16 protein-coding genes and 2 pseudogenes are annotated in these 20,052 nt (G+C 71.6%); 4 read left to right on the plus strand and 14 right to left on the minus strand.

The window, feature by feature from the left end:
• Positions 1–59: 59 nt before the first annotated feature.
• The 3 genes from AC5L30_RS04195 to AC5L30_RS04205 all read left to right on the plus strand — a co-directional run bounded on the left by AC5L30_RS04195 (position 60) and on the right by AC5L30_RS04205 (position 8,549).
• Positions 60–1,724 (plus strand): glycoside hydrolase family 13 protein, encoded by a 1,665-nt coding sequence (locus AC5L30_RS04195; protein WP_494865489.1) that lies wholly within the window; start codon positions 60–62, stop codon positions 1,722–1,724.
• A gap of 138 nt (positions 1,725–1,862) precedes the next feature.
• Positions 1,863–4,703 (plus strand): galactose-binding domain-containing protein, encoded by a 2,841-nt coding sequence (locus AC5L30_RS04200; RefSeq protein ID WP_494865490.1) that lies wholly within the window; start codon positions 1,863–1,865, stop codon positions 4,701–4,703.
• Positions 4,704–4,856: 153 nt separating this feature from the next.
• Entirely contained in the window at positions 4,857–8,549 is a 3,693-nt protein-coding gene (locus AC5L30_RS04205; protein WP_494865492.1) for a galactose-binding domain-containing protein, read from the plus strand.
• A 1-nt stretch (position 8,550) separates the two neighbouring features.
• On the opposite strand, the gene AC5L30_RS04210 is transcribed toward AC5L30_RS04205, so the two are convergent.
• Positions 8,551–9,351 carry a crotonase/enoyl-CoA hydratase family protein gene (locus AC5L30_RS04210; RefSeq protein WP_494865493.1) on the minus strand — a complete coding sequence of 267 codons (801 nt, stop codon included), beginning with the start codon at positions 9,349–9,351 and terminating at the stop codon, positions 8,551–8,553.
• A gap of 196 nt (positions 9,352–9,547) precedes the next feature.
• On the opposite strand from AC5L30_RS04210, the gene AC5L30_RS04215 reads away from it, so the two are divergent.
• Complete coding sequence (locus AC5L30_RS04215; RefSeq protein WP_494865495.1) at positions 9,548–10,402, plus strand: Rieske (2Fe-2S) protein; 855 nt, start codon at positions 9,548–9,550, stop codon at positions 10,400–10,402.
• A gap of 94 nt (positions 10,403–10,496) precedes the next feature.
• On the opposite strand, the gene AC5L30_RS04220 is transcribed toward AC5L30_RS04215, so the two are convergent.
• The 13 genes and pseudogenes from AC5L30_RS04220 to AC5L30_RS04280 all read right to left on the minus strand — a co-directional run bounded on the left by AC5L30_RS04220 (position 10,497) and on the right by AC5L30_RS04280 (position 19,854).
• Positions 10,497–10,673 carry a hypothetical protein gene (locus AC5L30_RS04220; protein WP_494865497.1) on the minus strand — a complete coding sequence of 59 codons (177 nt, stop codon included), beginning with the start codon at positions 10,671–10,673 and terminating at the stop codon, positions 10,497–10,499.
• Between the two features lie 307 nt (positions 10,674–10,980).
• Positions 10,981–12,005 (minus strand): annotated as a pseudogene (locus tag AC5L30_RS04225) (LysM peptidoglycan-binding domain-containing protein); the annotation flags it as partial.
• Positions 12,006–12,019: 14 nt separating this feature from the next.
• Positions 12,020–12,472 carry a pilus assembly protein TadG-related protein gene (locus AC5L30_RS04230; RefSeq protein WP_494865499.1) on the minus strand — a complete coding sequence of 151 codons (453 nt, stop codon included), beginning with the start codon at positions 12,470–12,472 and terminating at the stop codon, positions 12,020–12,022.
• On the minus strand, positions 12,469–12,936 hold the full coding sequence (locus AC5L30_RS04235) for a TadE/TadG family type IV pilus assembly protein (RefSeq protein WP_494865501.1): 468 nt from the start codon (positions 12,934–12,936) through the stop codon (positions 12,469–12,471). Before AC5L30_RS04235 ends, AC5L30_RS04230 begins: the two co-directional genes overlap by 4 nt.
• Complete coding sequence (locus tag AC5L30_RS04240) at positions 12,933–13,376, minus strand: TadE/TadG family type IV pilus assembly protein (RefSeq protein ID WP_494865502.1); 444 nt, start codon at positions 13,374–13,376, stop codon at positions 12,933–12,935. Before AC5L30_RS04240 ends, AC5L30_RS04235 begins: the two co-directional genes overlap by 4 nt.
• Positions 13,377–13,381: 5 nt before the next feature.
• Entirely contained in the window at positions 13,382–13,585 is a 204-nt protein-coding gene (locus AC5L30_RS04245; protein WP_494865504.1) for a hypothetical protein, read from the minus strand.
• Positions 13,586–13,608: 23 nt separating this feature from the next.
• Positions 13,609–14,478, minus strand: coding sequence for a type II secretion system F family protein (locus AC5L30_RS04250; RefSeq protein WP_494866070.1), 870 nt, complete (start codon positions 14,476–14,478; stop codon positions 13,609–13,611).
• A gap of 46 nt (positions 14,479–14,524) precedes the next feature.
• Positions 14,525–15,471 (minus strand): annotated as a pseudogene (locus AC5L30_RS04255) (type II secretion system F family protein).
• On the minus strand, positions 15,432–16,973 hold the full coding sequence (locus AC5L30_RS04260; protein WP_494865505.1) for a TadA family conjugal transfer-associated ATPase: 1,542 nt from the start codon (positions 16,971–16,973) through the stop codon (positions 15,432–15,434). The pseudogene AC5L30_RS04255 and the gene AC5L30_RS04260 overlap by 40 nt, the downstream one beginning before the upstream one ends.
• A complete protein-coding gene (locus tag AC5L30_RS04265; protein ID WP_494865507.1) occupies positions 16,963–17,763 on the minus strand; it encodes a CpaE/TadZ family protein in 801 nt (266 codons plus the stop codon). Before AC5L30_RS04265 ends, AC5L30_RS04260 begins: the two co-directional genes overlap by 11 nt.
• Positions 17,764–17,765: 2 nt before the next feature.
• Entirely contained in the window at positions 17,766–18,425 is a 660-nt protein-coding gene (locus AC5L30_RS04270; RefSeq protein WP_494865509.1) for an SAF domain-containing protein, read from the minus strand.
• Positions 18,422–19,351: a hypothetical protein gene (locus tag AC5L30_RS04275; protein WP_494865511.1), complete on the minus strand. Its 930-nt coding sequence runs from the start codon at positions 19,349–19,351 to the stop codon at positions 18,422–18,424. The genes AC5L30_RS04270 and AC5L30_RS04275 overlap by 4 nt, the downstream gene beginning before the upstream one ends.
• The gene (locus AC5L30_RS04280; RefSeq protein ID WP_494866071.1) at positions 19,345–19,854 is read right to left on the minus strand and encodes a hypothetical protein; all 510 of its coding nucleotides are present in this window, start codon (positions 19,852–19,854) and stop codon (positions 19,345–19,347) included. The genes AC5L30_RS04275 and AC5L30_RS04280 overlap by 7 nt, the downstream gene beginning before the upstream one ends.
• Between the last annotated feature and the right edge of the window lie 198 nt (positions 19,855–20,052).

Below are 20,052 nucleotides of genomic sequence, written 5' to 3' on the forward strand. Positions count from 1 at the left end.
CCGACACATGACCAGGTCCGGCGAACCCGCCGACGTACTGACGCAGAAAGCAGGTGCTCGTGTCCACAGCTGACAGAAGTCCGTGGTGGCGGGGAGCGGTGATCTACCAGGTGTATCCCCGGAGCTTCGCCGACGGCAACGGCGACGGCATCGGCGACATCGCCGGCATCCGGTCCCGGCTGAACCACCTGTCCGCGCTCGGCGTCGACGCGATCTGGTTCAGCCCCTGGTACCCGTCCCCGATGGCCGACGCCGGCTACGACGTCTCCGACTACCGTGACATCGACCCGGTCTTCGGCACCCTGGCCGAGGTGGAGGCGCTGATCGCGGAGGCGCACGCGCTGGGCATCCGGACCATCGTCGACGTGGTGCCCAACCACTGCTCCGACGCGCACCCCTGGTTCCAGGCCGCGCTCGCCGGCGGACCCGGCGCGCCCGAACGGGACCTGTTCTGGTTCCGACCCGGCCGAGGTCCCAACGGCGACGAGCGGCCCACCGACTGGGTCGGCGAGTTCGGCGGCGAGACCTGGACCCGCACCACCAACCCGGACGGCACCCCCGGCGACTGGTACCTGCACCTGTTCGCCCCCCAGCAGCCGGACTTCAACTGGGACCACCCGCGGGTGCGGGAGGAGTTCGAGGACATCCTGCGGTTCTGGTTCGACCGGGGCGTGGACGGCATCCGGATCGACTCGGCCGGGCTCCTGGTCAAGGACGGGACGCTGCCCGAGGTCCTGGAGGACCAGCCGCACCCGTTCCACGACCTCGACGGGGTGCACGAGATCTACCGGGGTTGGCGTCGGGTCGCCGACGAGTACGCCGACCGGGCCCTGATCGGTGAGGTGTGGCTGCCGGACCGGCAGCGGTTCGCCAACTACCTGCGCCCGGATGAGCTGCACGCCGCATTCAACTTCGACTTCCTCGGCTGCGCCTGGGACGCCTCCGCGCTGCGGGAGAGCATCGACGGGACGCTGAGCGCGCACGCGCCGGTCAACGCGCCGGCCACCTGGGTGCTCTCGAACCACGACGTCACCCGACACGTCACCCGCTACGGTCGGGCGGACACCCGGTTCAGCTTCGCCGCCAAACGGGAGGGCATCCCCACCGACCTGGAGCTGGGCACCCGCCGGGCCCGGGCCGCCGCGCTGCTCTCGCTGTCGCTGCCCGGTGCCGCCTACGTCTACCAGGGCGAGGAGCTGGGCCTCTACGAGGTCGAGGACATCCCGTACGCGCTGCGGCAGGACCCGATGTGGGAGCGGTCCGGCCGGATCGACCCCGGTCGGGACGGCTGCCGCGTACCGCTGCCCTGGGGCGGGGACGAGCCGCCGTTCGAGTTCAGCCCCGAGGGTGCCGCGACACCCTGGCTGCCGCAGCCGGCCGACTGGAAGGACCGCACGGCCAGCGCGCAGACCGGCGACTCGGCCTCGATGCTGGAGCTGTACCGGTCGGCGATCCAGACCAGGCGGGCCGACCCGGCGCTCGGCGACGGCGAGCTGACCTGGCTGTCCGCCCCGGACGGGGTGCTCGCGTTCAGCCGCGGCGGTGGCTTCACCTGCCTGGTCAACCTCTCCGCCGCGCCGGTGCCGATGCCAGCTCAGGGGGAGTTGCTGCTGGCCAGCGGGCCGCTCGACGACGGGTTGCTGCCGTCCGACACCGCGGTCTGGTTGCGTACCGCCGAATCGGCGGACGGGCCGCGCGCGGCGGACGGACCCGGCCTGACCTGACTCTGTTCGCCGTGGTGCCGGCGGCCCGTCCCGGCCGCCGGCACCACGCCACCAAGAAGGGAGAACCGAGGGGGAACGCGCGACACCGCACCGACACGGGGGGATCTGGCCTGCCTGACGAAAGGGAGAGCGCAGCTCATGGCCAACCACACCACCGGCACCCCGCACCACCTTCGACACCCGGCCCGGGCAGGGTTGGCCGCCATCGCCGCCACCCTGCTCGCCGCCACCTCGGTGACCGTCCTCGCGGTCACCGGCACCGCGACTCCGGCCTCGGCGGCCGGGTTGTCCCCCTTCGACATCTCCGGGCGGGGCGCCACCGTCCCGTTTCTCGAGCAGGAGGCGGAGGAGGCCGCCCACAACGGCACGAAAATCGGCCCGGACCGGCGCTACGGCACGCTGCCGTCCGAGGCGTCCGGCCGGGAGGCGGTCACCCTGGACGCCGTCGGCGAGTACGTCGAGTTCACCCTCAGCGCCCCGGCCAACGCGGTCACCTTCCGCTACAGCCTGCCGGACAGCCCGGCCGGCACCGGCCGGGACGCCGCCATCGACCTGCGGGCCAACGGGGCGCTGCTGAAGTCGGTCCCGGTGACGTCGCGGTTCGGCTGGTACTACGGCGGATACCCGTTCAACAACAACCCGGGTGACACCAACCCGCACCACTTCTACGACGAGACCCGGGCGATGTTCGGCAGCACCCAGCCGGCCGGCACGAAGATCCGGCTCCAGGTCTCCTCGACCGCGCAGTCGCCCACGTTCACCATCGACCTGGCCGACTTCGAGTTGGTCGCCCCGGCGATCACGAAGCCCTCCGGTGTGCTCGACGTGGTCACCGACTTCGGTGCCGACCCGAGCGGCGCGACCGACTCGACGGCGAAGTTCCAGGCGGCGGTCGACGCCGGAAAGGCCCAGGGCCGGGCGGTCTGGATTCCGACCGGCACCTTCACCCTCTGGGATCACGTGGTGGTCGACGGGGTGACCCTGCGCGGCGCGGGCCCCTGGTATTCGGTGCTCGGCGGCCGGCACCCCACCGACCGGAAACGGTCCGTCGGCATCTACGGCAAGTACGTCCCCGGTGGCGGCTACACCGGCCCGGTCCGGGCGCACGAGGCGAACGGGCCCAGCCGCAACGTCACGCTGCGGGACTTCGCCATCATCGGCGACATCCGCGAGCGGGTCGACGACGACCAGGTCAACGCCCTGGGTGGGGCCATGACCAACTCGGTGGTCGACAACCTCTGGCTGGAGAACACCAAGGTCGGGGCGTGGATGGACGGCCCGATGGACAACTTCACCATCCGTAACAGCCGGATCCTGGACCAGACCGCGGACGGGGTGAACTTCCACACCGGGGTGACCAACTCGACGGTGACGAACACGTTCGTCCGCAACACCGGCGACGACGCGTTGGCGATGTGGGCGCAGGGCGTGCCGAACGTCAACAACTCCTTCACCCGCAACACCATCGGGGTGACCCTGCTGGCGAACCACCTGGTCAGCTACGGCGGTCGGGACATCAAGATCACCGACAACGTGACGGCCGACTCGCTGACCAACGGCGGCGGCATCCACGTGGCGAACCGCTACCCCGGCGTGCAGGGCGCCACCGGAGTCCAGGGCACCTGGACGATCGCCCGGAACACGCTGATCCGTAACGGCAACTCGGACTACAACTGGAACTTCGGGGTCGGCGCGATCTGGTTCTCCGCGCTCAACGAGGCGTTCCAGAACCCCACCATCAACATCACCGACACCGACATCCTGGACAGCTCGTACGCGGCGCTGCACTGGATCGAGGGCCAGACCAACGGGATCAACCTCAACAACGTACGGATCGACGGTGCCGGCACCTACGCGCTCCAGGTGCAGGCGAACAGTCAGGTGTCGTTCACCAACGTGCGGGCCACCAACATCGCGCAGAGCAACCCGATGCACAACTGCGTCGGCGCCGGTTTCCAGATCACCCAGGGCTCCGGCAACTCCGGCTGGTACACCCCGACCCCGTACTGCGGGCCGTGGCCAAACCCCCAGTGGGGCGGCGGCCCCACCTCGCCGCCGCCGACCACCCCGCCGCCCCCGACCACCCCGCCCCCGACCAGCGGAAACCTGGCGCTGGGTCGATCGACGACCGCGACCAGCACCAACCAGAGCTACGCGGCCACCAACGTGGTGGACGGCAACGCGTCGACGTACTGGGAGAGCGCCAACAACGCCTTCCCGCAGTCGGTCACCATCGACCTGGGCGCGTCCCGGTCGGTCGACCGGGTGGCGCTCAAGCTGCCCAGCGGTTGGGAGCAACGCACCCAGACCCTGTCGGTGCTCGGCTCCACCGACGGCTCGTCGTACACCACGCTGGCGTCGTCCGCCGGTCGGGTCTTCGCTCCCGGTGCGGGCAACACCGTGTCCATCGGGCTGCCGTCCGGTGACCGCCGCTACCTCCGGGTCACCGTCACCGGCAACTCCGGCTGGCCGGCCGCGCAGCTCTCCGAGGTCGAGGTGTACGGCGGCACCCAGACCACCCCGCCGCCGACCACCCCGCCCCCGACCACGCCGCCGCCCAGCGGCAACCTGGCGGCCGGGCGGTCGATCACCGAGACCAGCCACTCCGACGTGTACGCCGCCCCCAACGCGGTGGACGGCAACGCGAACACCTACTGGGAGAGCGCCAACAACGCGTTCCCGCAGTCCTTGACAGTGGACCTGGGGGCCGACCGGTCGGTGTCCCGGGTCGTGCTGAAGCTCCCACCGTCATCGGCCTGGCAGACGCGTACGCAGACGCTGGCGGTGCTCGGCTCCACCAACGGCTCGACGTTCACCACGCTCAAGGCGTCCGCCGGCTACAGCTTCAACCCGGCCGGCGGCAACACGGTCACCGTGACCTTCACGGCGACCACCCAGCGGTACCTGCGATTGACCGTCACCGGCAACAGCGGCTGGCCAGCCGGCCAGCTCAGCGAGTTCGAGGTCTACTCCAGCTAGGCCGGGCGCCCCGGCGCAGCGCCGCGCCGGCCGTCCGACCCCCCGTCCCCAACCCGCACCGTCCCCCACCTGTCGCGGAACGACGGGCGTACCCCTGCACCCGTCGCCGGGCAACGCACCCACACCCACCCCCGAAAGAGGTGTAGCGACCCCATGTCCAGGACCGGCACCAGACGAGGCACGCCGCCAACCGGCGCGCCCACCACTGTCCCCCGCACCGCCCGCACGGGCCGCCGTCGGATGCTCGCCGGCGCGCTCGCCGGGATGCTCCTCGCCACCGCCCCGGTCGTCACCCCCATGGCGAGCGCGGCACCGGCGGCCGACCCGTCCGCGGCCGCCGCCCGGGTGGCCATGCTCGCCGGGCTCTCCGCCACCATGACCGCCAGCAGCCACAACCAGAACTACGTGGCGGGCAACGCCAACGACGGCAACGCGTCGACCTACTGGGAGAGCGCCAACAACGCGTTCCCGCAGTGGATCCAGGCGGACCTGGGCGCCACCGTCAGCGTGGACCGGGTGGTGCTCAAGCTGCCGCCCGCGTCGGACTGGCAGACCCGCACCCAGACGCTGTCGGTGTTGGGCTCGACCAACGGCTCGTCCTTCACCACCCTGAAGGCGTCCGCCGGCTACACCTTCAACCCGGCCAGCGGCAACACCGCGACGGTCAGCTTCACCGCCGCCAGCACCCGCTACGTACGCGTGCAGGTCACCGCCAACACCGGGTGGCCGGCCGCGCAGCTCTCCGAGGTCGAGGTCTACGGCGCCACCGGCAGCACCGACACCCAGGCGCCAAGCGTCCCGGGCAACCTGGCCTACACCCAGCCGGCCAGTGGGCAGATCCGGCTCACCTGGTCGGCGTCGACCGACAACGTCGGGGTGACCGGGTACGACGTCTACGCCAACGGCGCGCTGCGCGGCAGCGTCAACAGCTCGACGCTCACGTACACCGACAGCCAGCCGACCAGTGCCACGGTCTCGTACTACGTGCGGGCCAAGGACGCGGCCGGCAACCAGTCGGCGAACAGCAACACCGTGACCCGGACCGGCACCGGCAACCCGACCGGTTCCAACCTGGCGATCGGTAAGCCGATCACCGCCTCCGGGTACGTGCACACGTTCGTGGCCACCAACGCCAACGACAACAACGTGGCCACCTACTGGGAGGGCAACGGCAACCCGAGCACGCTGACCGTGCAGCTCGGCGCGAACGCCAGCCTCAGCCAGGTCGTCGTGAAGCTCAACCCGGACTCGGCGTGGGGCGCGCGTACCCAGAACATCACAGTGCTCGGCCGGGACCAGGGCTCGTCGAGCTTCACCACCCTGGTCGGCGCGGCGAACTACGCCTTCAACCCGGGCAGCGGCAACACGGTGACCATCCCGGTCTCCGGCGCGGCGGCCGACGTACGGCTCTCGATCGCCTCGAACACCGGCGCTCCGGCCGGTCAGGTGGCCGAGTTCCAGGTCTTCGGCACTCCGGCGCCGAACCCGGACCTGACCGTGACCGGCATGTCGTTCAGCCCGTCCGCACCGGTGGAGACCAGCACCATCACGCTCTCCGCGACGGTGCGGAACGCGGGCTCGGCCGCCTCCGCCGCGACCAACGTCAACTTCTACCTGGGCTCCACCCGGGTCGGCACGGCCTCGGTCGGCGGTCTCGCGGCCGGTGCCTCGACCACGGTCAGCGCCAGCATCGGCACCCGGGACTCGGGCAGCTACCCGCTCAGCGCCAAGGTCGACGAGTCGAACACCGTCGTCGAGCAGGACGACACCAACAACAGCTACACGAACCCCAGCCCACTGGTCGTCGCCGCGGTCGCCAGCTCCGACCTGGTCGCCTCGGCGGTCGCCTGGTCGCCGGGCAACCCGTCGGCGGGCAACACGGTGACCTTCTCCGTGTCCATCCGCAACGCCGGCAACCAGGCGTCCGCGTCCGGCGCGCACGGCATCACCCTGACCGTGCTCAACGAGTCCGGCACCGTGGTCCGCACCCTGACCGGCTCGTACTCCGGCGTGATCAACGCCGGCGCCACGGTCGGCCCGATCAGCCTGGGCACCTGGACCGCCGCGAACGGCAAGTACACCGTTCGGGTGGTACTCGCCGTGGACGGCAACGAGTTGCCGGTCAAGCAGGCCAACAACACGAGCGACCGGCCGCTCTTCGTGGGGCGCGGTGCCAACATGCCGTACGACATGTACGAGGCTGAGGACGGCGTGATCGGCGGCGGCGCCACCGTCGTCGGACCGAACCGGGAGGTCGGCGACCTGGCCGGCGAGGCGTCCGGTCGGCGGGCGGTGACCCTCAACTCGAACGGCAGCTACGTCGAGTTCACCACTCGGGCCAGCACCAACACGCTGGTCACCCGCTTCTCCATCCCGGACGCCCCCGGCGGTGGCGGGATCAACTCGACGCTGAACGTCTACGTCAATGGCACGTTCCACAAGGCCATCGATCTGACGTCCCGGTACGCCTGGCTGTACGGCAACGAGACCAGCCCGGGCAACTCGCCGAGCGCGGGCGGTCCGCGGCACATCTACGACGAAGCCAACGTCATGCTCAACTCCACCGTTCCGGCCGGCAGCAAGATCCGCCTTCAGAAGGACCCGGCCAACACCACCACGTACGCCATCGACTTCATCAACACGGAGCAGGTGGCGCCGATCGCCAACCCGGACCCGGCGCGCTACACCACGCCGACCGGCTTCACCCACCAGGACGTGCAGAACGCCCTGGACCGGGTGCGGATGGACACCACCGGCAACCTGATCGGGGTGTACCTGCCGGCCGGTAACTACTCCACCTCGTCGAAGTTCCAGGTGTACGGCAAGGCGGTCCAGGTGACCGGCGCCGGCCCCTGGTACACCCGGTTCAACGCGCCGTCGGGCCAGGACAACACCGACATCGGCTTCCGGGCCGAGAACTCGGCGGCCAACTCGTCGTTCAAGAACTTCGCGTACTTCGGCAACTACACCTCGCGGATCGACGGTCCGGGCAAGGTGTTCGACTTCTCCAACGTGTCGAACATCGTGATCGACAACATCTGGAACGAGCACATGGTGTGCCTCTACTGGGGCGCGAACACCGACTACATGACGATCAAGAACTCCCGGATCCGGAACATGTTCGCCGACGGCATCAACATGACCAACGGGAGCACCAACAACCTGGTCAGCAACAACGACGCCCGGGCCACCGGCGACGACAGCTTCGCGCTGTTCTCGGCCATCGACGCGGGCGGCGCCGACATGAAGGACAACATCTACGAGAACCTGACCTCGACCCTGACCTGGCGGGCAGCCGGTGTCGCCGTGTACGGCGGCTACGGCAACACGTTCCGCAACATCTACATCGCGGACACGCTGGTCTACTCCGGCATCACCATCAGCTCGCTCGACTTCGGCTATCCGATGAACGGCTTCGGCGCCAGCCCGCCCACCCGGTTCGAGAACATTTCGATCGTGCGGGCCGGTGGGCACTTCTGGGGCTCACAAACCTTCCCGGCGATCTGGGTCTTCTCCGCCTCGAAGGTGTTCCAGGGCATCCGGGTCAGCGATGTCGACATCATCGATCCGACCTACAGCGGCATCATGTTCCAGACCAACTACGTCGGCGGGCAGCCGCAGAACCCGATCACCGACACGGTCTTCACGAACATCTCCATCAGCGGTGCCCGCAAGAGCGGGGACGCCTACGACGCGAAGTCCGGCTTCGCTATCTGGGCGAACCCGATGCCGGAGGCCGGGCAGGGGCCGGCCGTCGGGTCGGTCACCTTCAACAACCTCCGGTTGAGCAACAACGCGGTGGACATCCAGAACCCCACGACAACCTTCACCATCAACCGCAACTGAGCTAGCCGGTAGCCGACGCCGCCGGGGGGCGTACCCCTCCCGGCGGCGTCGCGCCGTGTCGGCCCTCGCCCGCGGCGAACCGGGCCGCGCCGGCCGCCGCGTCCGTGGCCAGTGAGTTCATCCCGTACGCCAACTCGGTCGCCAGCGCCTCCGGCTCTCCTCGCCCCGCGCCGGCCAGCAGCGCCGCCCGGTCGTTGCGCAGGCAGGTCTGCGGATGCCGGGCGATCGCGGCCGCCAACTCCTCGGCCGCGGCCCGCGCCTGGCCGGGTGGCACCAACCGGTTGACCAACCCCATCGTGTACGCCTCGTCGGCCGGCACCGGGCGGCCGGTGAGGATCAGGTCCATCGCCCGGCTCTCGCCGATCAACCGGGGCAGCCGGACGGTGCCACCGTCGATCAACGGCACCCCCCAGCGGCGGCAGAACACCCCGAGTGTCGCGTCGGACTCGGCGACCCGCAGGTCACACCAGAGCGCCAGTTCGAGCCCGCCCGCCACCGCGTACCCGGAGATCGCCGCGATCACCGGTTTGCTGAGCGTCATCCGGGTCGGACCCATCGGGCCGTCCCCCTCCGGCTCGACCCGGTTGCCGCTCGGCGTGCCGATCGCCTTGAGGTCAGCGCCGGCGCAGAACGTGCCGCCGGCGCCCCAGAGCACGGCCACCGCCGCGTCCGGATCGGCCTCGAAGGCCCGAAAGGCGTCGGCTAACGCCCGCGCCGTAGGACCGTCCACGGCGTTCCGCGCCTCGGCCCGATCCAGCACCACGGTGCTAACCGCCCCGACCCGCTCCACCCGCACACCCATCTCGCCAGCATGCCCGCCCCGCCCCACCCCCACAATCCCCGTCGATCTTGCAGGTTGGGCTGTTGGTTTGCGGCTTGTGCCCCGGATTCTCGGAACAGAACCTGCAAGATCGGCGGCGTGGGGCGGTGCGGGGCGGTGCGGCAGGTTTGTCGCCGCCGACCGGTTTGCGACGGCGATCGCCGGGAAGTCGGTACTCGTGCGAGCACTTTTGACGAAAGTTGAGCAGGACTCCCGGCTGGACCGCGCGGGTGACCGGTTGCAGAAGGTGGTCCTGGGAACGCTGCGTCCGCGCCGGCTGCGCGACCTGCTGCACGGGGTGACCCTCGGGCATCCGCTGCACCCGGCGATGGTGCAGGTGCCGGTCGGCGCGTGGATCAGCGCCGCGGTGCTGGACCTCATGCCCGGGCAGCGCCGGCCCGCCACCGTACTGGTCGGTCTGGGCACCGTCAGCGCGCTGCCGGCGGCGGTCGCCGGTCTGAACGACTGGGCGGCCCTCGCCCGGGACCAGCGCCGGGTCGGCCTGGTGCACGCCGCCGCCAACACCCTCGGCCTGACGCTCTACGCCGGCTCGTTGGCCGCCCGACTCTCCGGCCGCCACGGAATGGGCCGTGCCCTCGGCTTCCTCGGGCTCTCCAGCGTGAGCCTCGGGGCGTACATCGGGGGCCACCTGGCGTACAAGCAGGGGGCGCAGGTCAACCAGAGCATCTCCGAGCTGCGCCGGATGAGCGACGGCTGGCACTCGCTGGCTGACATGGCGACCTTGCCGCAACGCACCCTGATCACCCGCGAGGTGGACGACGACATCTCGGTGATCCTTTACCGGCACGGTGACGAGGTGACCGTGATGTTGGAGCGCTGCCCACACCAGAGCGGGCCGCTCGGCGAGGGTGAGGTGCAGGAGATCGACGGCCACGCCTGCGTGGTCTGCCCGTGGCACGGCAGCGCGTTCCGGCTCAACGGCGGTGAGGTCGTGCAGGGACCGTCCGGCAACGACCAGCAGATCCTGCCCACCCGGATCCAGAACGGCGTGCTCCAGACCCGCCTGCCCTGACCCGCCTGCCCTGGCCCGGCTTCGCTGGCCCACCCCGGGTGCCTCCGGCGTCGCGGTGTGCCACCCGGCAACCGTCGCGGCACGTGCCGGCCGCTCAGGTGCGTCGGTGTCGGCCGACCGGCGGACCGTCCGGTACGGAGTCCAGGCCGTGCCCGCCGTCGAACAGCCCGCCCTCACCACCAGCACCGGCCCAGCCGTCGTCGCCACTCCACCCCGCTGCGCCAGCGGTCGCCATTCCGCCGGGGGGTGTCGTGCCGCCGGAGAGAGCCATCCCGCTACCCGGGAACGCCGTGCTGCCGGGGAAAGCCATGCCGCTGCCGGCGGGTGCCGCTCCGCCGCCCGTAGCTGCCATCCCGCTGCCGGTAGGTGCCAACCCGCTGCCCGTAGGTGCCCCCCCACTGCCGGGTGTCAATCCGCCGCCGTGAGGTCCAAAGTCGTTCCCGCTCGGTGCCGTACCGCCGCTCGTTGTCGCGGGAGCTTCGATGGCCACCGCCGCCCGGCTGGCAGCCCAGGCGGCACCGCTCCCGGCCGCCCCACCACTGGCCCGCCGGCCCTCGCCACTGCTGCTCCGGCCTGCACCTCCACCGCTGGTCCGGCCTGTGCCACCCCGAGCCTTGCGGGAGGACGCGGCCAGCCGGGGAGCCGCTCCGGCGGTGGCTGGGCGGCGGCGCAGCCCCAGGACCGCGCCGATCTGGGCACCGACGATGCTCGCCACCGCCAGTACGGCGGAGACCGCCAGCGGGCGGTTCACCCGATCGGCGGCACCAGCCCCGGCTGCACCGACCGTCATCGCTGGTGGTTGGCCCGCTGACTCCGTACCGCTGGGTGGTGCCGGGGCCACCCGCGGCGGTGCGGCCCGCTCGGGCGCCGGCCGGGGCGCAGGCGGCTTCGGCGCCGCCGGCTGGTCGACGAGCCGGCCGGTGGCGTGCTGCCGGGCCCCCTGGTCGGCGGCCTCCGTGGGCAGTCGGAGCAGTTGGCCGGGGCGGATCCGGTCCGGGTCGTCGAGCTTGTTCAACTTGGCGAGCTGTCGGTAGTCGCCGAACTCGTCCAGGTACCGGTCGGCCACCTCCCCGAGGTAGTCGCCCCGCGCCACCCGGTACACCGGCGCGGCCGTGTCGGGTGTCGTCGCGGCGCGGGTCGGCGCGGCCAGGGTGGTGACGGCCGGTGCGCTCGTACTCGCGTACGCCGGGGCGCCGTAGACCGCTGCGGCGCTGGCGGCGGCCGGGCTGGCGACCAGGATCAGCGCGACCGAGCCGACCAGCGCGGCGGCGGCCTTCTGCTGGCGGCCCATCCCGGGCAGCTTCGGCGCCGGCCGGCGCAGGGTTTGTGCACCCAGCTCGACGAGAACGGAGAAGGCGAACGTGGCCCAGCCGAACCAACCGGCCACCGCCAACGCCCGCAGGAAGAGCTGACCGTCGTCCCGGCTGGTCAGCGCGGTGCCCACCTCGCTGATCGTGGGTAGGTGGTCGGGCAGCGGGTTACCGGCGAAGGCGAGCAGCGCGATCGGCGCGCCGACCAGCAACACCAGGAGCACGGCCAGCGCGCCGATGCCGGTGAGGATCCGTCCGGTCCGCCGTACGACGGACCCACCCGAAACGGGCATGGCTGCCTTCCTTCCTACGGTGCTGCGGTGGTGATGGCACGCGCGGTCGCCTCGCCGGTGACGGTGACCGTCTTGTCCTGGACGAACGGTCCGATCATCGAGCGGTGGTAGGTGATGGAGACGGTCACCTGGATCAGGGTCTCCCCGTCGACCTGGGGAAAGCTCACGGTGTGGCCGGCGGTGTCCACGGCGGCCAGGTAGTTGGCGACCGCCTCGCGCGCCCCCGGCTCGTTGATCCGCTTCGGCCCGCCCTCGATGGCGGTGGCCCGGTCGATGGCCTGACCGCCGGCCCGGGCCGCCTCGGCGGCCAGGTTCTGGGCGCGTTGCAGGGTGCGGAGTTGCCCGGCGCCGTCGAAGGAGAGGCCGATGATGGCCAGTACGCCGACCATCGTCACCGCGAGGAAGATGCTCACCCGGCCGTGCTCACCTGACCGCGAGGACCTGGCAGCCGACGTGATGGCCGTCATTGCCGACCCCGGTAACGGTCGAGTGGGGAGGTGAACTCCGCGGTGATCAGCCGTTCACTCTCCATCCCGGGCAGGATGTCGAGGGTGATGTCCCGGAAGGACACCACGCAGCTGATCGTCACCGTCACCGTGGCGTCCGTACCGACCGAGCTGCTGAAGGCTTCGTCGAAGCTGGAGTCACTACCGGCCATCGAGCCGGTGAACGTCGGGTTCAGGTCGTTGGAGCAGGCCAGACCGTGCCAGTCGAGCTGCTTTCGGGCGGCCTCCGCCGCCTCTTCCTTGGCGGTGTCGGAATCCCGGGAGATCGAGGCGGCCCGCGCGGCGTCGTGCGCGGCCGCGTCGAGCGCCTCCGCGGCGACCGCGCTGCGCCCGACCACACCTGCCAGCACCATCAGCGCGATGAACGCGGGCGCGAGCACCGCCACCTCGATGGAGACCGAGCCCCGCTCGGCGGCACGGGTCATGGCGGGGTCACCCGCTCCACCGTTCCGTGGGCGGTCTGCCGCACCGCGAAGTCCACGCCCGGCACCACCGACAGGGACCGGCCGCTCACCGTGCAGGTCACGTCGGTCGTGGTGGTCACGCAGGTCGGGCCAGGCGTGTCCCAGCCCACCAGCCAGCCGCCGGCGGCCGTGAGGAAGCGGGAGGCGCTGTCCACCCCGGCGCCGTTGCGCGCCTCGTACGTCCGCTGCGCGTTGACGCCACTCTGCGCGGCGTTCAACGCGGTGGAACGGGCGAGGAAGACGGCCGCGACCTGGATCGAGGCGAAGAGCAGCACCAGGATCAGCGGCATCATCACGGCCAACTCGACCGGGTTGGCACCTTGCTCCCGGTCGCCGGCCGCGAGGTGGCGCCGGACGGCGGTGACCGCCCGGTGCCACCTTGCGAACGCGGCTCGGCGCATCCCGGTTACTCCGGCTCCGTGTAGTCCGGGATGTTGTCCATCCAGTTCTCTGCCTTGGTCAGGGCCAGCGCGGTGACAGCCATGGCGACCACGACCAGGCCGGCGATGATCACCGCTGTGGGCACCGGGCTGTCGCCGCGCTCGCCGTCGCGGCGCAGCTCGGCCAGGCGCGTCGTCACCACGACGTGCAGGTAGCTGAGGATGGACATGGCGTACTCCTTCAGGGGACGGGTCACACACGGGCGATGAACGGATAGAGGACGAACCCGAGCAGCACGAAGACGAGCAGCGCGCCCGGGATGTCGAGCTTGCTGGTGATCCCCTCGGCACGGGCGAGGTTGTCGGTGCGGATCTGGTCGCGCAGCGAGTCGGCCCGACTGCGCAGCGTCTCGTGCACCTGCGCGCCCTCGCTGCCGGAGGAGCGCATGATCGCGCCGACGTCACCCAACTCCGGAATGCCGATCTTGTCGGCGAGGTCGCGCAGCTCGTCCCAGGGCGCGTGCATCTGCATCTGGGCGATCCGCAGCGACTCCTGGAGCCGGTCGAACACCCAACCGTCGCAGACCGCCGCCGCCCGCTCCAGCGACTGCACCGGCCCGTGCGCCGCCGAGAGCTGCAACGCCACCAGGTCGAGATAGGTGCAGACGGCCTGGCGGAACTCGTCGCGGGCGGCGTTGGCCTTGGTCAGCACGGCGCGGTGCGCCAGCAGGCCGCCCAGCAGCGCCAGGCCGAGGCTGCCGAGCACCGGCACGACCAGCGGAAACGGAACGCCGAGCACCCACAACGCCGCCCCGAGCAGAGTCGGCGTGGCCAACCCGATCAGCGCGGAGAGCAGCACCGACAGGGCGTACTGCTCGGAGGTCTGACCGATCAGGGCGAGCTGCATCTGCGGCGGCCGTAACCAGCGGGACATGCCGGTCAGCCAGTCGAGTCGCCGGGACGCGGGCGTGGCGGGCCGGCCGGAGCCCGGCGGTTGATGCAGTCGGCGCAGCGCCGGCCCGAGCGCCGGTGTGGCCGGCACCAGCTCCCGGACCACCAGGAAGACGCCCAGGCCGATCCCGGCACCACCGCAGACCGCGACGACCAACTGCCAGTTGACGATCACGGGAGCCGCCCTTCGGTCGCGACTGCCGGGCTCCGCTGCGCGCTCACGCGATCACCTCGCTGGGGTCGGGCGCCGGCAGGAACCGGGCCGGCCGTTGCGGCTGGCTCATCGACCGCACCCAGGCCAGCAGGCCGATGAAGGCGGCGCCGAGGGCGGCCATCACCACCTGGCCCACCGGCGTGCCGTACGGCCTGATGTACTCGGTGTTGATCAGCCCGTACGCCAGGGTGGCCAGGGTCATTCCGGTGAGGAAGCGGACCGCGAACCGGGGCTGGGTGCGCTTGGCCTCGATCTCCCGCCGGGTGGCCACCTCGGCGGACGCCGCGCCGGCGATCGATCCGAGCACGTCGCCCAGCCGCTCACCCCGGTCCGACAGGTGCAGGATCAGCGCCGCGACGACCTGGTCGCAGACCGGGTCGGCGATCTCGTCGGCGAACGCCAGCAGCGCGGAGCGGGCCATCCAGCCGGCCTGGAGTCGGGCGGCGAGCAGCCGTACCTCGTCCTCGATGCCGGGTGGCACGCTGCCGATCGTGCCGATGATCGACTGCTGGAGACCCTGCCCGGTGCCGGAGACGTCCTTGAGGCGGCGGGTCCACTCGCCGACCGCCTCGATCCGGGCGATCGCCCGCTGTTCGGCCTTGCCGACCCCGAACAGCCACGGGGTGCCGGGCACCGCCACCGCCACCAGCAGGCCCACCACCGGCAGCCCGGTCAGCAGGAACGCCAACGCGCCGGCGGCCAGCGCGGCGACCAGCAGCGCCTGGTAGGCCCGCTGTTCGGCCGGGGTGTTGCCCGGCCCACGCCACAGTCGGCTCAGCCCCGGCCCGCTGCCTGGCCGCGGCCCGGGGGGCCGGCGGGTGCCGACCAGCGCGACCACGGCCAGCAGCAGCCCGGCCACACAGGCGGCCCCGGAGACCACCGCGATCAACTCCAGGCTGCCGAGCATCAGGTCACCGCCGGGCCAGTCGGGTCTGCCGGGGCCGCCGCCAGGCACCGGCACCGGCCTCGACCCACCGGGTCAGCAGCCGCGCGTCGTAACCCACCCGCAGCAACTGGTCGCGGACCCGCTCCGGCAGGTGCCGGGGGACAGCACGACCGTCCGGGCCGGGCCCGAAGACCGTGGTGGTGGTGATCCGGCCCGCTTCGCCGGCCCCGATCACCTCCTCCACATGCGAGACGAACCGGTGTTTCCGCCCGCCGATCGCGGTCTCGTCCTCGATGGTGACGTAGACGATCAGGTCGAGCGCGTTGCCGGCCATCCGGCGGGCCTGGTCGACAGTCATCTCGCGGCCGTGCGCCAAGGCCAGCTCGACGATCCGTTCCCCCACGCCGGCGGAAGTGCGGGCGTGGATGGTGCACATCGACCCCCGGCTGGTGGTCATCGCCTGGAGCATCGGCACGATCTCCCGGGACCGCACCTCGCCCACGATGATCCGCAGGACGCCCATCCGCAGCGACAGCGGGATCAGGTCGGCGATGGTCACCTCACCGGCCGGGCGGCCGTCGAAGCCGCGCTCGCCGTGACCCTCCCGAGCCTCGAAGCTCATCACCGCCCGGTGCCGCTCCCGGCGGCGGGCCGGGAGCAACTCCCGGCTCTCCTCCAGCAGCACGTACGGCTCGTCGGGCGGGATCTCGTTCATCAGCGCCCGGATGACCGTGGTCTTTCCGGCGCCGGCCAACCCGGCGACCATGATGTTCAGGCCGGCGCGCATCGCCGCGCGCAGGAAGTCGCGCAGCAGCGGGTCGATCATCTCGTCCAGGTCACCTCGGGCGCCCGCAAGGTCGTCGAGGCTCACGTCCAGGGTGTTGTGCTTGCGGATCACCGCGTACGGGCGGTGGCTGACCAGGAACACCGCGGCCAGCCGGCTGCCGTCGGGCAGTTGCAGGTCGAGGGTGGGCTTCACGGTGGAGAGGGACCGCTCGGTCGCGCCCGCCCGGCGGGCCGCCGCCTGGAGGATCTCCACCAGTTCGGCGTCGCTGTCGGCGATCGGTTCGGCCCAGTCCACCCCACCGCCGTGCCGGGTGATGCGTACCTGGTCGCAGCCGAGGATGTGCACCTCCTCGATGGTGTCGTCGACCAGCAGGGTCTGTAGCCGGCCGAGCCCGACCAGCTCGGCGGTCACCTGGTCGAGCAGCAGGCGTTCCTCGCCGGCGGCCATCGGCGTGCCGGACCGGCGCACCGAGTCCGCGTACGCGGCGACCACCGTGACGGCGAGTCGGGCCCGCTCGGTGTCCTCCTCGTCGACGGTGAACTCCCGGCCGCGCTGCCACAGGGTGAGCCGTTCGGTGAGTTCCCGGCGCAGTTCCCGGACCACCTGGAAGTCCATCCGGGGCCGCGGCGGCGATTCCGGCGGCGGGGTGGCCGCGGGCATCGGCTGCGGCAGCGGCACGGACTGGTGGTGCCGACCGTTCGGCGCGGCCAGGGGCGGCGCGGTGGAGGTCACGCCCGGTGGCTGTTGGCGCGGGTCGGTGGAGACCGGCTCAAACCGCATCCGGCACCCCCTGCTGCACGGGCCACGACAACCGGGCCCGCCGCCGTTCCAGCAGCGCCCCGACCGGCACCTCCAGCGCGGCCGCCGCGCGCATCAGCGGCCGACCGGCCCGCACGGTCCCGCCCAGGGCGAGCACCCCGGCGGTACGCGGATCGTGCGGCAGCCGTGCGATGACCGGCAGTTTCAGGGCCCGGCTGATCTCGGCCCGCCCGTGTCCGTCGCCGACCAGCAGCAGCCGCAGGGTGCCCGGGGGCACCCGGTGCTCGGCGAAGTCCCGTTCGATCGTGGTGACCACCGCGCGGGTGCCGGAGAGGTCCGGCAGGTGTGCCCGGGTCACCAACAGCACCACCGAGGCGGCCCGCAGCAGCGGCCATGGTGGCCCGGTGACGTGCAGCCGGCCGCAGTCGACCAGAACGTCGTAGCCGGGAGTGCCGCGGTCGAGGGCGTCGAAGTAGTCGGCGAAGCGCTGCCAGAGCGGGGTGACGCTGCCGCTCTGGGCCGGGTCGACGAGGCCGGGCAGCAAAAGCCGTTCCCGACGGGGCGCGTCCAGGTCGACCAGCTGCGACCAGAACGCGGTTTCCAGGTTGCCGTCGCGCAACTCCCCGACGGCCAGCTCTCCGATGCCGCGTGGGCCGTCCAGTTGGCCGCCGAGATATCCGGCGAGGATCGATCCGCCGGCCGGGTCACATTCGGCGACCACCAGCCGCCGGTGCCAGGCCAACGCGCAGGCCAGCGCCGAGGTGGTGACGCCGGGCGAACCCTTCGCGGACACCAGCGCGATGATCGCCATGCTCAGGCCGCCTCGGTCAGCACGACGGCGAGCCGTTCCTGTGCGGCGAGCGCCACCACCGCGGGCACATCGCGGGTGAGCAGCGCCAGGTACAGGACCTTGTCGTCGTTGGCCGGGCTGACCATGTCGATGACGGTGGCCGCGAACCGGGTGCCGGCGGCGGCCGTGTCTCCGTCGGCGTTGTTGTCCGGGGTGCTGACCAGCAGGACCTTGTCACCGGGGTGCAGTTTGCGGGCCGGCACCTGGGCGGTCTTCAGGCCGAGCGCGATCTGCTGCTGGCCGGGGCCGAGCAGCGGGTCGTCGGTGACCTGTCCCAGGGTGAGCAGGGTGCCCGGAAGCAGCGCGACGGCGGCCCGTTTGCCGACCACCTCGTCGAGCCGTGCGGCGGGCACCGGGCGCAGCCCCTGGCCGCCGGCGACCTGCACGGTGACCAGGTCGGCCGCGCTGATCTCCCGGCCCACCTCCACCGGGCGGGCCACCGCCAGATAGCTGCCGGTGGCCCGTACCGAGGTGACCGCGAACGCCGCGCCCAGCCCGCCCAGGGCGATCAGGAGGACGGCGAGACCGAGCAGCCCGGGACGGACCCGGCGCTGGCGGACCACCGTGGGCGGGATGACGGGTGCGTCCACCGGCGGGGTCCCGTTGCGCGTCGCGAGGCTCATCTGGTGACCACCTGGAGTTCGTTGATCTGAATCTGAACGATGCCGCTGTTACGGGTCACCAGGATTTCTCCGCTCTCGCCACCGCCGCGCCAGGTCACCGTCCAGTGGGTGGTGGCGGTGACGTCGTAGGTGTCGGCCTCCGAGTAGCCCTCGTCGTAGCCGCAGTCGGGGGACGTGAGGCCGGCGCGACTGCCCTTCGGGTCGTACGGGGTGCCGGGACCGTCGCAGGTGACGTACTCGTCGTTGCCCATGTCCCAGACGATCCGGTCGACCTTCGCCTCGATGGAGACGGTGACGCCCCGGTCTGACGCGGACGCGGTCAGCGGGCCGAAGTAGCTGGGGGTCGGTGTCGCCCACATCCATACCGGCAGACCGACCAGGCCCGGCCCGATGTCCTTGCGGGGGGCGACCTTCAGCCTCGCCGGCAGCAGACTGATCGACGCCAGGGCGCGACGGGCCAACTCCTCCGGGTTGGGCGGCGCGCCGAAGCCGGCCGGCGGATCGTCCAGCAGCACGACGGTCTGGTTGCCCACGTCGGCGCCGCCGTTGCACGTCTTCACGTACCACTGCTGACCCTCGGGTGCCTCGCCCTGCGGCTCGGCCAACTTGTAGTAGCAGCCGTCGCTACTGCTGAACCAGCCCAACACCTCGTCGTAGCAGGGGATGGTTCGCCCGTTCCACTGACAGGTGCCGCTGCCACCCCCGCCGCCACCGTCATCCCCACCGTCGTCCCCGCCGCCGCCGGGATCGCCCGGGTTGCCGGGTTCGTCGTCCCAGACGCTGCAGTCGGGCTGGGCGGGCGGGCAGCCGGCTCCCGGGTCGGCCCGTCGAGCGGCGGCGGCCGGCAGGGTCGCGCCGACCACCAGCAGGAGCGTGAGGCCGATTCCGGCGATCGCCCGTCGGGTTGTCGCGGCCCGGGTCAGCACGGCTGGTCCCGGTGCGTCGTACCGGAGCTGATCAGCCAGCGGCCGTCGGGGTAGCGGGTCGCGGTGGCGGTGGAGAGGTGTCTGCCGCCGCCGCTGCCCGGGACGGGGCGTTTGTTCTTGGCGTAGACCAGCCGGTAGCCGGTCGTGTCCAGGCAGTCCTGGATCTCCACGGTGGCCGGCTTCGTGTCCAGGCTGACGGCGGTCACGGTCGGGTCGGACTTCAACGTCCCGGTACGCATGGCGCCGTGCTCCTTTGCGTCGCGAATGGACAATTGGACCCGAGTGAGAAGTGGGTCAGCGAGGAATCGGGACAGTTCCGGCGCGCGCGGATCGCTGCGCAGGCCCGCCGTGCGTGAGGCCGCGAGATACCCGGAGTACGCGTCAAGTGCCGCCTTTTCGGCAGCGCGCCGTTCGACGTCGGGATCGATCCGGGGTCCGTCGTCGCGGGCTGCCGTCGGCCGTTCGACCGTTTCCCGTCCACTGGCGCAGGCGGTGACCGGCATCGCCGCCACGACCGCCAGCAGGCAGATTGCCGCTCGTCTGAGCTGCCGTCCGCGCACCGTCGAGCCTCCTCGTGGTCGCCCGAGGCGGTGACGGGTTCACCGCCGTCGGGCATGCGGAAGCGCGCCCGGATCAGCACATCCGGAGCCGTTCATTGCGCTTCTGCATTCACCGTTACGGATCTTTTACAAATGCAGGGT

The sequence above is a fragment of the Micromonospora sp. BQ32 genome, from assembly GCF_059358895.1.

Coding starts and splice junctions, on each gene's coding strand:
- AC5L30_RS04235 (WP_494865501.1), bottom strand. CDS start 12,936: ATGACCCGTGCCGCCGAGCGGGGCTCGGTCTCCATCGAGGTGGCGGTG.
- AC5L30_RS04260 (WP_494865505.1), bottom strand. CDS start 16,973: ATGCGGTTTGAGCCGGTCTCCACCGACCCGCGCCAACAGCCACCGGGC.
- AC5L30_RS04280 (WP_494866071.1), bottom strand. CDS start 19,854: ATGCCGGTCACCGCCTGCGCCAGTGGACGGGAAACGGTCGAACGGCCG.
- AC5L30_RS04240 (WP_494865502.1), bottom strand. CDS start 13,376: ATGCGCCGAGCCGCGTTCGCAAGGTGGCACCGGGCGGTCACCGCCGTC.
- AC5L30_RS04205 (WP_494865492.1), top strand. CDS start 4,857: ATGTCCAGGACCGGCACCAGACGAGGCACGCCGCCAACCGGCGCGCCC.
- AC5L30_RS04210 (WP_494865493.1), bottom strand. CDS start 9,351: ATGGGTGTGCGGGTGGAGCGGGTCGGGGCGGTTAGCACCGTGGTGCTG.
- AC5L30_RS04270 (WP_494865509.1), bottom strand. CDS start 18,425: ATGAGCCTCGCGACGCGCAACGGGACCCCGCCGGTGGACGCACCCGTC.
- AC5L30_RS04200 (WP_494865490.1), top strand. CDS start 1,863: ATGGCCAACCACACCACCGGCACCCCGCACCACCTTCGACACCCGGCC.
- AC5L30_RS04245 (WP_494865504.1), bottom strand. CDS start 13,585: ATGTCCATCCTCAGCTACCTGCACGTCGTGGTGACGACGCGCCTGGCC.
- AC5L30_RS04220 (WP_494865497.1), bottom strand. CDS start 10,673: ATGGCTCTCTCCGGCGGCACGACACCCCCCGGCGGAATGGCGACCGCT.
- AC5L30_RS04230 (WP_494865499.1), bottom strand. CDS start 12,472: ATGACGGCCATCACGTCGGCTGCCAGGTCCTCGCGGTCAGGTGAGCAC.
- AC5L30_RS04265 (WP_494865507.1), bottom strand. CDS start 17,763: ATGGCGATCATCGCGCTGGTGTCCGCGAAGGGTTCGCCCGGCGTCACC.